This window comes from Streptomyces sp. MMG1533, from assembly GCF_001279775.1.
Taxonomy (GTDB): domain Bacteria; phylum Actinomycetota; class Actinomycetes; order Streptomycetales; family Streptomycetaceae; genus Streptomyces.
Map to the genome: position 1 here is coordinate 112,692 of NZ_LGDG01000074.1, position 12,475 is coordinate 125,166.

Consider the following 12,475-nt stretch of genomic DNA (forward strand, 5'->3'; position numbering starts at 1 on the left):
AAACGTGTGCACGCGCGCGTGCACACGGCAGTCACGCTGATGGATGAGGACGGCGTCAAGAGGGTTCCGGTTGCGCGCCGCTACCGTTACCCGCCCGATACGCGCCCAGCTCGCAAGTGCTACGACACGTGTCCGATTGCTATCGGATCGTGATGCTCAGATTCCCCTCAGATGTAATGACGCTGGTCGCGAGTGGTTACTACTGTCCTCCGAAACCGAGGAGGACGGAGCCTTAGAGCGATGACCGAAGTATCGGTGGCCAAGGAAGATGTGGCCGCGACCGGAGAACTGGTCGTCCTGAAGAGCGTCAACAAGCACTTCGGCGCGTTGCACGTGCTCCAGGACATCGACCTGACGATCGCCCGCGGCGAGGTCGTCGTGGTCATCGGCCCCTCCGGGTCCGGGAAGTCCACCCTGTGCCGCGCCATCAACCGCCTGGAGACGATCGACTCCGGCACGATCGCCATCGACGGCAAGCCGCTGCCCCAGGAGGGCAAGGCGCTGGCCCGGCTGCGTGCCGACGTGGGAATGGTCTTCCAGTCCTTCAACCTGTTCGCGCACAAGACCGTGCTCGAGAACGTCATGCTGGGCCAGATCAAGGTCCGCGGGACCGACAAGAAGGTGGCCGAGGAGAAGGCCCGCTCGCTGCTCGACCGGGTGGGTGTCGCCAATCAGGCGGACAAGTACCCAGCACAACTGTCCGGCGGCCAGCAGCAGCGTGTCGCCATCGCGCGTGCCCTGGCCATGGGTCCCAAGGTCATGCTGTTCGACGAGCCCACTTCGGCGCTCGACCCGGAAATGATCAACGAGGTGCTGGAGGTCATGCAGCAGCTCGCCCGCGACGGCATGACCATGATCGTCGTCACCCACGAGATGGGCTTCGCCCGTTCGGCGGCCAACCGGGTGGTGTTCATGGCGGACGGTCGGATCGTCGAAGAAGCTGTGCCGGACCAGTTCTTCAGCAACCCGCGCAGCGACCGTGCCAAGGACTTCCTGTCGAAGATCCTTCACCACTGACGAATCCGCGCCCCAGACGAATCCGCAGCACCGACGGCCCGCGCCACCCGCAACGACGGCATTCTCCTCACCACACAAAGGATGTTCACCATGAAGCTCCGCAAGGTCTCCGCCGCGGCGGCCACCGCACTCGTCCTCGCCCTGACCGCCACCGCGTGTGGCGGCGACGACGACAGCGACAGCGGCTCGGGCTCCGGTGGCGGCGGCAAGATCAAGGTCGGCATCAAGTACGACCAGCCCGGTCTCGGCCTGAAGGAGCCCGACGGGTCCTTCTCCGGCTTCGACGTGGACGTGGCCACGTACGTGGCCAAGGAGCTCGGCTACGAGCCCGACCAGATCGAGTTCGTCGAGACCAAGAGCGCCGACCGCGAGAACGCACTCGCCCGCGGCGACGTGAAGTTCATCACGGCCACCTACTCGATCAACGACGAGCGCAAGCAGAAGGTCGACTTCGCCGGCCCTTACCTGCTGGCCCACCAGGACCTGCTGGTCAAGTCGGACTCCGACATCACCAAGGCCACTGACCTCAACGGCAAGAAGCTGTGCTCCGTGACCGGCTCGACCTCGGCGCAGAACGTCAAGAACGACATCGCCCCGAAGGCCCAGCTGAAGCAGTACGGCGGCTACTCGGAGTGCATCGCCGGCCTGCAGAGCGGCGCTGTGGACGCAGTGACCACGGACGACTCGATCCTCGCGGGCTTCGCCGCGCAGGATCAGTACAAGGGTCAGTTCAAGCTCGCCGGTCTCAAGCTGAGCAACGAGAACTACGGCATCGGTGTCAAGAAGGGCGACTCCGCGACCTTGGACAAGATCAACACCGCCCTGGAGAAGATGGTCAGCGACGGCGCCTGGGACACAGCCGTCAAGGAGAACTTCGGTCCGGCCGACTACAAGAACGAGCCCGCGCCGAAGATCGGCAACATCGTCCAGTAGTGCCACAGGGATTCCACCGGCGCGCTGCCGCCCATGCGATCACGGCGGCGGCGCGCCGCGCCGTCCACGTACGCCACACACCCGGAAGCGCGGGAGATCGTGTTCGACTTTCTTGAAGGTTACGACGTCCTAGGGGCGTTCTGGATGACGGTGAAACTCACCGCCATCTCCGCCCTCGGCTCCCTGGTCTGGGGCACGCTGCTGGCCGCGATGCGGGTCAGCCCGGTCCCGCTCATGCGTGGGTTCGGCACCGCCTATGTGAACATCGTCCGGAACATCCCTCTGACCGTCATCATCGTCTTCACCTCGCTCGGCCTCTCCGACATCTTCGGCATGACGATGGGCGCCTCCGACGACTTCGACGCCCAGAGCTTCCGGCTGGCCATCCTCGGCTTCGTCGTCTACACCGCCGCGTTCGTCTGCGAGGCGATCCGCTCCGGTATCAACACCGTGCCCGTCGGACAGGCCGAGGCGGCACGCGCCATCGGCCTGACCTTCAGCCAGATCCTGAGGCTCATCGTCCTGCCCCAGGCCTTCCGCTCGGTCATCGGGCCGCTGGCCAACGTGCTGATCGCGCTCACCAAGAACACGACCGTGGCGGCCGCGATCGGCGTGGCGGAAGCCGCCCTCCTGATGAAGGAAATGATCGAGAACGAGGCACAGACGCTGGCCATCGGCGCGGTGTTCGCCCTCGGGTTCGTGGTACTGACCCTGCCCACCGGCCTCATCCTCGGCTGGCTGAGCAAGCGACTGGCGGTGAAGCGATGAGCTCCGTTCTCTACGACGTTCCCGGCCCTCGCGCCAAACGGCGCAACGTCCTCTTCTCCGTGATCTTCTTCGTCCTGCTGGCCCTGCTCCTGTGGTGGGTCTGGCAGACGATGGACGAAAAGGGCCAGCTGAAGTGGGCCCTGTGGAAGCCGTTCACCCAGTCGGAGGCCTGGACGACGTATCTGCTGCCGGGCCTCGCCGACACCTTGAAGGCCGCGGCGCTCGCCATGGTGATCGCCCTGCCGCTGGGTGCGTTCTTCGGCATCGCGCGTCTCTCGGACCACCGGTGGGTGCGGGGAACGGCCGGCACGGTGGTCGAGTTCTTCCGGGCGATCCCCGTCCTGCTGCTGATGCTGTTCGCCAACGAGCTCTACGTCCGCTCCACGGACATCAGCAGCGAGCAGCGGCCTCTGTACGCGGTCGTCACCGGCTTGGTGCTCTACAACGCGTCCGTCCTCGCCGAGATCGTGCGGGCGGGCATCCTCTCCCTTCCCAAGGGGCAGACGGAGGCCGCCATGGCGGTCGGCCTGCGCAAGGGGCAGACGATGACCAACGTCCTGCTGCCGCAGGCCGTCACCGCGATGCTGCCGGCCATCGTCAGCCAGCTCGTCGTCATCGTGAAGGACACCGCGCTGGGCGGTGTGATGCTGGGGTTCACCGAGCTGCTCAACTCACGCCAGACGCTGGCCGCCGTCTACGCCAACGTGGTCCCCAGCTTCATCGTGGTGGCCGTCATCTACATCGTGGTGAACTTCATCCTCACCAGCTTCGCGAGCTGGCTCGAGGGCAGGCTGCGGCGCAGCAAGAAGAGCACGGGCGCAGTCCTCGGCGAGGACACGGTGGAGGTCAACCCCGCTGCTGTGCGCGGTGCCTTCGGGACCGGGGAAAACACCGGTGGCGTCGGAGGCCTCTGACCACCAGTCAGATGACCTGAACGACACGGAGGGCAGTGGCATGATCGCCACTGCCCTCCGTCACTTGACGCAAGCACCGGCAATGGGTTGCATACGTTCTGTGATCGTGCACCCTGCTCCAACCTCCTGTTCACGTACGTCCCTGAGGACACCGCTGCTGGCAGGGGGCGCCGCGCCGTGGACCCGGTGATCATCGTCGGCGCGGGGCCCGTCGGGCTCACGCTCGCACTGGCTCTGGCCCGTCAGGAAGTGCCGTGCGTCGTGCTCGACGAGGGGCCGGGCAAGGACGAACCCCGCCTCGCGCGCACCGTCGTACTGCGCGAGGGCACCGCCGCCCTCATGGAGCGGCTGACCGGCGTGCCGCTCACCGAGACCGGCGTGCACTGGGCCGGATGGCGGTCAATGCGGCGCAAGCAGGTGATGCGCGAGGTCACGTTCGGGGACGACACCGACCCCGAGGACGATCCCGGTCCCGCACCCCTGCACATCGCCCAGCACATGCTGACCGGCGCCCTGCGCGCCGCCCTCGCCGGCGAGCGCCTCGTCAAGATCGCCGTGGACAGCCGCCTCGACGGCGTCGAACAGGAACCCTCCGGCGTCACCGTCCACACCCGTGGCCCCAAGGGCACCTGGTGGCGCGGCAGTTACCTGGTCGGCTGCGACGGCCCGCGCTCGACGGTGCGCAAACTCCAGGACATCCGCTTCCCCGGCCGTACGGCGGTGGAACGGCACGCCGTGGCAGCGCTGCGCACGGAACTTCCCTGGCCCGGTCAGGCGTTGCTCCACAGGATGCCGCCCTGGCGTACGACCGGCCCCTCGGCCGGCGAGATCACCGGCCGCCCCCTGCCGGACGGGGTCTGGCGCCTCGACTGGCTGCTGCCGCCGGGCAAGGACCTGGTCACGCCGGAACTGCTGGTGGCCCGCGTCAGGGAGACCCTGGCCGGCTGGACGGGCGGCTCGACACCGGCGTACGAACTCCTGGACACCGGCGTCCACACGGTCCACCACCGGCTGGCCCGCCGCTGGCGCGCCGGCCGGGTCTTCCTCGCCGGGGACGCCGCGCACCTGCTCGGTGCGCTCGGCACACAGGGCCTCGACGAGGGACTCAAGGACGCCGACAACCTCGCCTGGAAGCTGGCGCTGGCCTGGCACCACGGGCCGCACGAGGCACTGCTCGACAGCTACCAGGCGGAGCGGCGCGCGGTTGTCGCCGCCCGACTGCGGGCCGCAGACCAGGCACTGCCGCTGCTGCGCGGGGGCGGAGGCCTGCGCGCGTACGTCCCCGGCTCGACCCGCGGCCACGACGCGCTGCTCACGGACGGTCATTTGGGGCGCGGCGCGCTCGGTGCGCCGGGGGCGTACGGCGACTCGCCGCTCGCGCCCCGGCATCTCGAAGGAGAAGCCCCCGTCGACACGGCGCCCGGCGCGCCGGTCACCGATGTGCGGGTGACGGCGGAGGACGGCTCCTTCGTACGGCTGCGGGACCGCCTCGGTCGCGGCGCGCTGCTCGTCGTCCTGATCGCGCCCGGAACCGGCGTGTGGGAGCGCAAGCACTGGGTGACCGCCGGAATCATGCCCCGGCTGGCGGCGGCGGTGACCGCGCTGCCGCACCCCGCCGAGCTGCTGGTCGCCGAGGAGTACCCGGGCGCGGCCCCGCACACCGTCCTGCTCGTACGGCCCGACGGTCACCTCGTCACGGCACTGACCGGGGTCCGGCCGGCCGACCTGTACGCGGCGGCCGAGGCGGCGCTGGGCGGGCCCGCGCGAACGGGGGCGGAAGCCGGGGCGGGCGCCGGCTCTCGTTGATCTGCTTGTGTTCACTGTCACTGTGCGTCCACATAGTGACAGTGAGTTGACCGGTCTGCACCGTCGTGGTGTACTCCGGATCGTGACTGACACCTGCGTGCACCTGTGGCGGAAGGTCCATGTGGACCTCGTCCGCTACGCGGGCTGCATGTGTCGCCCCTCCTGCTGAATTCGCATTCCTCATCACTCTTGGCGCGCGCCGCTTCTGCGTTGACGCGCGCTTCACGCGAACGCTCTTCAGGACGGTGCCCGTGTCTGTCTCCCCTGCTGTCTCCTCCGTTTCCGCTGTTTCCGTGCCCACTCCCACGCAGGCGGACCTCCTCGAATTCGTACGGCGTACGGCCGCCGACGCCGAGCTGATCAACTCGCTCCCGCTCGACCCGGAGGGCCGCACCTGGGTGCGGCTGGAAGGGCCGGGCGGCAGCGAGGCCTGGCTGATCGGATGGCCGCCCGGCAGCGGCACCGGCTGGCACGACCACGCCGAATCGATCGGCGCCTTCCTGACCGCGGCCGGTGAGCTCAAGGAGAACTCGCTCGCCGCCCGGCTGCCCACCGACGGCTGGAAGACGCTGGAACTGTCCGAGGACGTGGACCGGGAGCGCCGACTGCCGGCCGGAAAGGGCCGCACGTTCGGCCGCCACCACGTCCACGAGGTTCTCAACGAGTCCACCGAGCACCACGCGATCTCCGTCCACGCCTACTACCCGCCCCTGCCGCAGATCCGCCGCTACAGCCGCAGCGGGCCGATCCTGCGCCTGGAGCAGGTGGAGCGTCCGGAGGACTGGCAGTGAGCGGGGCGCGAACGCCGGAAGTATTCGGCGCGGGCCGCGGGGGCGGCGCGGATGAACGGCCGGCCGGTGTGGACGAGTTGCTGGAGCGGGTGCGCAGTGGTTTCGAGCGGCTCGAACCGCGGGAGGCGTACGACGCCGACCTGGCCGGGGACGCACTGCTGGTGGACATCCGCTACGCGGCCCTGCGCGAGCGGGACGGGCTGATCCCCGGCGCCCTTGTCGTCGAGCGCAACGAACTGGAGTGGCGGCTCGACCCGCAGGGCAGCCACCGTGCCGCCAAGGCCACCGGCCACGATCTGCGCGTCGTGGTCATCTGCGACGAGGGGTACGCCTCCAGCCTGGCGGCCGCGTCCCTGCACCAGTTGGGGCTGCGCCGGGCCACCGACCTGGTCGGGGGCTTCCAGGCCTGGAGGGCGGCAGGGCTTCCCGTGACGTCGTAGCCGTCTGCCTTCTGTGTGGAGGCGGAGGCGGCTCCGGCAGGCGTCAGTAGACGTCCGGAGGGCAGTACAGCGGGGCCGTGTCCGCGTTGCCCCTGGTGACCAGGCGCACCGGCGTGTTGGCGATCTTGCCGACCTTCTCGTCACGCAGCAGGGCGATGGTGTTGGTCACGGCCAATTCACCAGTGTCCGCTGCCGAGTTGGACACCGTGGCCGCGAAACGGCCGTCCTTGAGAGCCGCCAGGCCCTCGTCCGTGCCATTGACCGTCACGATTTTGACGTCCTGGCCGCCGCCCTCGTCGAACGCCTTGCGAGCGGCGAACGCGGGAGGGCGGCTCCGGCCTGGAGGACCAGCGAGGCATCACTTCGGAAGCGCTCGCTCCTCAGCCCTGTTTCTTGAGGCCCCCGCCCCTCGGGCACCCGTTCTTCAGAACCCCTCGCTCCTCGGGCACCCGTCCTCAGACCCCCTCGTCCCCAAGGAACTCCGTGTCCTCGCCCTCTTCCTCCAGCGCCTGACGGACCACCCGCAGGGCCATGCCCTCCGGGTAGCCCTTGCGGGCGAGCATGCCGGCGAGGCGGCGCAGTCGTTTGTCGCGGTCGAGGCCGCGGGTGGACCGCAGCTTGCGGGCGACGAGTTCGCGCGCGGTCGCCTCCTCCTGCTCGGAGTCGAGTTGTGCGACGGCTTCGTCGATCAGCGTGGAGTCGACGCCCTTGGTCCGCAGTTCCTGCGCGAGCGCACGCCGGGCCAGTCCCCGCCCGCGGTGCCGGGATTCCACCCAGGCGTCCGCGAACGCGCTGTCGTTGATCAGCCCGACCTCCTCGAACCGCGACAGCACCTCCTCGGCGGCGTCGTCCGGAATCTCTCGCTTGCGCAGGGCGTCCGCGAGCTGTTTGCGCGTGCGCGGGGTCCCGGTGAGCAGGCGCAGACAGATAGCCCGTGCCTGCTCGACCGGGTCCGCCGGGGGCTCCTCCTTTTCGGCCCTCGACGAGAAGGAGGAGCCGCCGCCCTCATCGGACGGCTCTGCGCGGCCGCGCCGACGGCGTCCGCGTGGGCCGCCCGCGCCCTGTGCCCCGCCGCTCCGGCGCGAGCGCTCGGCGGGGGAACCGGCGCCGAACGCCGTGGAGCCGCCTCCGTCCGGCCTGTCCGGCCCGTCCGGCCACTGTCCACCGCCCGGCTCGTCGTCGTACGACCCCCTCGTGCCGTACGACGCCGTGCGGGCATAGTCCCCGTCCACGTCGTGGACCGCGTCACCGCCGCTCATCCCGGCGAGTCCCCCGTCGCCTCTCCCGCTCCGCTCACGCGGAGGGTCCGGGTGGGCGGCGTACTCGGCCCATTCGGTTCGCCGTGTCACGGATCAGCTCTTGGCCGCCGCGGCCTTGGTCTTGGCTGCCTTGGCAGCCGCCGGAGCGGGCACTGTCTTCGCGGCGTCGTCGGTGGCGGCGGAGACCGCGGCGTCCGCACCCGGCTCGGCGGCCGGTTCCTCGGGCCGGACTCCGACGCCCAGCTTCTCCTTGATCTTCTTCTCGATCTCGTTGGCGAGGTCGGGGTTGTCCTTCAGGAAGTTGCGCGCGTTCTCCTTGCCCTGGCCGAGCTGGTCGCCCTCGTACGTGTACCAGGCGCCGGCCTTGCGGACGAAGCCGTTCTCCACGCCCATGTCGATCAGGCCGCCCTCGCGGCTGATGCCCTGCCCGTAGAGGATGTCGAACTCGGCCTGCTTGAAGGGCGGCGCGACCTTGTTCTTGACGACCTTGACGCGAGTGCGGTTGCCGACCGCGTCGGTGCCGTCCTTCAGTGTCTCGATACGTCGGATGTCGAGCCGCACCGAGGCGTAGAACTTCAGCGCCCGGCCACCGGTCGTGGTCTCCGGGGAGCCGAACATCACGCCGATCTTCTCGCGGAGCTGGTTGATGAAGATCGCGGTGGTCTTGGACTGGTTGAGCGCGCTGGTGATCTTCCGCAGGGCCTGGCTCATCAGACGGGCCTGCAGACCGACGTGACTGTCACCCATCTCGCCCTCGATCTCCGCGCGCGGGACGAGTGCGGCGACGGAGTCGATGACGATGAGGTCGAGGGCGCCGGAGCGGACCAGCATGTCCACGATCTCCAGAGCCTGCTCACCGTTGTCCGGCTGGGACAGGATCAGGTTGTCGATGTCGACGCCGAGTTTCTTCGCGTACTCGGGGTCGAGGGCGTGCTCCGCGTCCACGAACGCGACCTGGCCGCCGGCCTTCTGGGCGTTGGCCACGGCGTGCAGGGTCAGGGTCGTCTTACCGGAGGACTCCGGCCCGTACACCTCCACGACACGGCCGCGCGGCAGGCCGCCGACGCCGAGGGCGACGTCGAGGGCGGTCGACCCGGTGGGGATGACCTCGATGGGCTCGTTCGGCCGCTCGCCCAGGCGCATGACCGCGCCCTTGCCGAATTGCCGTTCAATCTGTGCGAGTGCGGCGTCGAGCGCCTTCTCGCGGTCGGTTCCTGCCATGGGTTCCACCCGATTTGCTTGAGTCGATCGCTTCACGTCAAAGACGCTAACGCCTGCCACTGACAATGCGCCCCGACGCCCGTCCGGCCTGTGGATAACTCGGGCACTTCTCCATCAAAACCGTGTCGAAACGCCCGCCGAGTGCTCCGCCGGAGCCCCCATAAGAATGGATGTTCGATTTTCGTGTCAAGCGCGCCCACGCGGCACCTCCGAGACTACGTCTCAGCGGCCCACTGCCGGATGACCGTGAAGTGCCCCGCCCCTCCAGCCGCCCCTCGGGAAGCAGCCGAAGGCGCAACCGGCAGCAGTTCACAACCGCGGCCAGCGTTCTCGTCTCGCCGTCTGCGGCGCTCACGATCGGGCTCATCGCCCTGCGCTGAACCCCGGACTCACACGTCCTCGACCCGCACGCCGTCCAGGTCCCGCGTCACGAGGAACCGTCGGCGTGGTCCTCCGCCCCCGGCCGCCGAGCCCACAGCGCACGCACACGCCCGAGCGGGCCGCTCCCCGTTCCCCCTCTCCGGTGCCCGTGGACCCGAGGGTCGTCCGTGACGTCGTACCGCTTCACGTACGCCCCGAGGAAGGCCTGCAGCGTGGCGATCGCCGGGATGGCGATCAGCGCGCCGACAGCTCCGAGGAGGGCGGTGCCGGCGATCACGGAGCCGAACGCGACCGCCGGGTGGATGTCGACGGTCTTCGAGGTCAGCTTGGGCTGCAGCACGTAGTTCTCGAACTGCTGGTAGACCACGACGAAGAGCAGCACCCACAGCGCGTACCAGGGATCGACGGTGAAGGCGATCAGCATGGGCAGGGCACCCGCGAGATACGTACCGATCGTGGGGATGAACTGCGAGACCAGCCCCACCCACACCGCGAGCACGGGCGCGTACGGCACGCTCAGCGCCTGCAGCAGGATGTAGTGCGCGACTCCGGAGATGAGAGCCATCAGGCCGCGCGAGTAGATGTAGCCGCCGGTCTTGTTCACGGCGATCTCCCAAGCACGCAGCACCTCGGTCTGCTTGGCGGGCGGCAGGACGGAGCAGAGCGCACGCCGCAGCCGGGGGCCGTCGGCGGCGAAGTAGAACGAGAACAGCGTGATCGTCAGCAGCTGGAAGAGCCCGCCGAGCACCTGGGCGGACACGTCCAGGACGCCGGTGGCGCTGTTCTGCACGTAGTTGCGCAGCCAGTCGGAGCGGAGCAGCCCCTCCTGGACGTCCACCCGCTTCAGCTCGGTGTTGAAATGCGTGTTGATCCAGTTGATGACGGAGTCGAGGTACTCCGGAAAATCCTCGACGATCTTGATGATCTGGCCCGCCAGCATGGAGCCGAGCAGCGTGACGAACCCCGCCGCGGCGATCATCACGCCCAGGAAGACAAGGCCGGTCGCCAGCCCCCGGCGCATGCCGCGCGAGGCCATCCAGCTCACCGCGGGCTCGATGGCCAGGGCCAGGAAGAACGCGATGAGGATGTTGATCAGCAGGCCGGTGAGCTGGTGGAAGGCCCAACTGCCCAGCTGGAACACGGCGAAGAGGGCGAGCGCGAGCACCATGGCGCGCGGCAGCCAGCGCGGCATGCGGGCGTTCGGCCCGGCGCCGCCGGCGGCCGGGGGCCGGTTTGGCGGCGTGGTGCCGAACGGGGATGCGTGCTGGGTGACCTGGCCGGTCTCGTCAGTGGGTGCCACGGTGCAAGTCTCACCCACGCGACTGACAATCGGCCGCCGTCGTGCGATCTTCGTGACCGATCAGTGCTTCCCTCGCTGCACGTTCATGACCGAGCGGTGTTTCTCCCCCGAAGGTTCATGACCGGTCAGTGCCTCTCCCACGGAACGTTCATGACGGTGCAGACCACCCGCCAGACGTCCTTGGCGTCCCAGCCGGCGTCCAGCGCCTCGTGCACCGTGCGCCCGCCGAGCTCCGCCATCACGTGGTCGCGTGCGAAGGTGTCGGCGTAGCCCGGACCGAAGTGATCCGTCATCCGCTCCCAGAAGACCGTCAACCGCATGACTCCAGTATCCCGCCCCTGAGGGTGGGCCTGAGCCGGGACCGCTTGCCGAGACCGCTTTCCGTCCTACGGTCTGACGCATGGCCGAATCAGGAGCTTCCCCACTCCCCCCGACGCCCCCGGCGCGCTCCCCGCTCGCGCGCGCCGAGCACTTCGTCTGGCTCACCGCACGCGTACTGGAGCAGCGCCTCTTCGCGTACCACTTCCTGAAAGGAAGCGCCGACCCGGTGGAGACGGCGCTGGACGCCTACCGCAACGAGGACGGCGGGTACGGCCACGCACTGGAGCCCGATCTGCGGGGCCCGGTCAGCCAGCCGCTGCACACCGGTCACGCCTTGCGGGTCCTGGACGCGATCGGGCGCTGCGGCGGACAGCGCGTGGAGCGCGTGTGCCGGTATCTGACCTCCGTCACAACGCGGGACGGCGCACTGTCGGCGATCCACCCCAGCCTGCGCGGCTACCCGGCGGCCCCCTTCATCCCGATCCTGGACGCCCCGCCGAGCGAACTCCTCGCCACCGGACCGGTGGTGGGCCTCCTGCACCGCAACGAGGTGTGGCACGCCTGGCTGTTCCGGGCCACGGACTTCTGCTGGCACGCCGTCGAGTCCCTGGAGCAGTCCCACCCCTACGAGATCCAGGCCGCCGTGGCCTTCCTGGACGCCGCTCCCGACCGCCCGCGCGCGGAGGCGGTCGCCGACCGTCTCGGCCGCCTGGTGCGTGAGCACCGGCTCGCGGCGCTCGACCCCGATCGACTCGACGCATACCCGGTCGCGCCGGGCTACGGCCCCGGAGAACACCACTTCCCGCACGACTATGCGAAGACGCCGACCTCCCTCGCGCGCGGGTGGTTCACGGACGACGAAATCTCCCGTTCCCTGGACTTCCTCGCCGACGAACAGCAGGAGGACGGCGGCTGGCCGATCCGCCGGCGCCAATGGGCGCCGGGCCCGACCCTGGAGGCGCGTCCCCTGGTGACGCTCGATGCGCTGCGCACGTTGCGGGCATACGGCTGTCCTCTGGGCTGAGACTCCGGCTGTCGGTCCTCGGAATCACGCACCAGCAGGACGACGACCGCGAGGGCCGCCCCCGCGGTGACGACAGGTCGACGCCCGTCTGCTCACCGATCTTCGCGAGCCGGCTCAGCCCTGCGAAGAGAGGCCGCTCGACGGCACCGGCGGGCACGGGTCGAGAGGGTGGACGCACGCACCCGCACTCGCGTACGGCGGCAAGGGGACGTGTCGGGGGGTGTCCGCCCGCAGCGGTTGGCGCGTCAACACGTTCGCCCCTGCAGAAGACCGATTCCGCGCCGTTCCGAGGACGGACAC

General features: G+C 69.3%; 13 protein-coding genes and 1 pseudogene. 9 read left to right on the forward strand and 5 right to left on the reverse strand.

The window, feature by feature from the left end; genetic code table 11:
- The first annotated feature begins 240 nt into the window (after nucleotides 1-240).
- From ADK57_RS11095 to ADK57_RS11125, 8 genes are all read left to right on the forward strand, one after another.
- On the forward strand, nucleotides 241-1,017 hold the full coding sequence (locus ADK57_RS11095) for an amino acid ABC transporter ATP-binding protein (RefSeq protein ID WP_053749228.1): 777 nt from the start codon (nucleotides 241-243) through the stop codon (nucleotides 1,015-1,017).
- A 90-nt stretch (nucleotides 1,018-1,107) separates the two neighbouring features.
- Nucleotides 1,108-1,950: a glutamate ABC transporter substrate-binding protein gene (locus ADK57_RS11100; RefSeq protein ID WP_199830534.1), complete on the forward strand. Its 843-nt coding sequence runs from the start codon at nucleotides 1,108-1,110 to the stop codon at nucleotides 1,948-1,950.
- A gap of 99 nt (nucleotides 1,951-2,049) precedes the next feature.
- Nucleotides 2,050-2,718 carry an amino acid ABC transporter permease gene (locus tag ADK57_RS11105; protein ID WP_053749245.1) on the forward strand — a complete coding sequence of 223 codons (669 nt, stop codon included), beginning with the start codon at nucleotides 2,050-2,052 and terminating at the stop codon, nucleotides 2,716-2,718.
- Nucleotides 2,715-3,632: an amino acid ABC transporter permease gene (locus ADK57_RS11110; RefSeq protein ID WP_053749230.1), complete on the forward strand. Its 918-nt coding sequence runs from the start codon at nucleotides 2,715-2,717 to the stop codon at nucleotides 3,630-3,632. Before ADK57_RS11105 ends, ADK57_RS11110 begins: the two co-directional genes overlap by 4 nt.
- Nucleotides 3,633-3,809: 177 nt before the next feature.
- Nucleotides 3,810-5,438: an FAD-dependent monooxygenase gene (locus ADK57_RS11115; protein WP_053749231.1), complete on the forward strand. Its 1,629-nt coding sequence runs from the start codon at nucleotides 3,810-3,812 to the stop codon at nucleotides 5,436-5,438.
- A 97-nt stretch (nucleotides 5,439-5,535) separates the two neighbouring features.
- A complete protein-coding gene (locus tag ADK57_RS52195; RefSeq protein ID WP_323186205.1) occupies nucleotides 5,536-5,607 on the forward strand; it encodes a putative leader peptide in 72 nt (23 codons plus the stop codon).
- Between the two features lie 82 nt (nucleotides 5,608-5,689).
- Nucleotides 5,690-6,229, forward strand: coding sequence for a cysteine dioxygenase (locus ADK57_RS11120; protein WP_053749232.1), 540 nt, complete (start codon nucleotides 5,690-5,692; stop codon nucleotides 6,227-6,229).
- The gene (locus ADK57_RS11125) at nucleotides 6,226-6,669 is read left to right on the forward strand and encodes a rhodanese-like domain-containing protein (protein ID WP_053749233.1); all 444 of its coding nucleotides are present in this window, start codon (nucleotides 6,226-6,228) and stop codon (nucleotides 6,667-6,669) included. Before ADK57_RS11120 ends, ADK57_RS11125 begins: the two co-directional genes overlap by 4 nt.
- Nucleotides 6,670-6,712: 43 nt before the next feature.
- Here ADK57_RS11125 and ADK57_RS11130 read toward each other — a convergent pair.
- From ADK57_RS11130 to ADK57_RS11150, 5 genes and pseudogenes are all read right to left on the reverse strand, one after another.
- Nucleotides 6,713-6,991, reverse strand: a pseudogene (locus ADK57_RS11130) (sugar ABC transporter substrate-binding protein); the annotation flags it as partial.
- Between the two features lie 133 nt (nucleotides 6,992-7,124).
- On the reverse strand, nucleotides 7,125-8,018 hold the full coding sequence (gene recX, locus ADK57_RS11135; protein ID WP_053749235.1) for a recombination regulator RecX: 894 nt from the start codon (nucleotides 8,016-8,018) through the stop codon (nucleotides 7,125-7,127).
- A 3-nt stretch (nucleotides 8,019-8,021) separates the two neighbouring features.
- Nucleotides 8,022-9,149, reverse strand: a complete 1,128-nt coding sequence (recA, locus tag ADK57_RS11140; protein ID WP_053749236.1) for a recombinase RecA — start codon at nucleotides 9,147-9,149, stop codon at nucleotides 8,022-8,024.
- A gap of 427 nt (nucleotides 9,150-9,576) precedes the next feature.
- Entirely contained in the window at nucleotides 9,577-10,830 is a 1,254-nt protein-coding gene (locus ADK57_RS11145; protein ID WP_199830535.1) for an AI-2E family transporter, read from the reverse strand.
- A gap of 125 nt (nucleotides 10,831-10,955) precedes the next feature.
- Entirely contained in the window at nucleotides 10,956-11,150 is a 195-nt protein-coding gene (locus ADK57_RS11150) for a DUF3046 domain-containing protein (protein ID WP_053749237.1), read from the reverse strand.
- An 80-nt stretch (nucleotides 11,151-11,230) separates the two neighbouring features.
- Here ADK57_RS11150 and ADK57_RS11155 point away from each other — a divergent pair, with 80 nt between their 5' ends.
- Nucleotides 11,231-12,175 carry a hypothetical protein gene (locus ADK57_RS11155; RefSeq protein WP_053749238.1) on the forward strand — a complete coding sequence of 315 codons (945 nt, stop codon included), beginning with the start codon at nucleotides 11,231-11,233 and terminating at the stop codon, nucleotides 12,173-12,175.
- The last annotated feature ends 300 nt before the right edge of the window (nucleotides 12,176-12,475 follow it).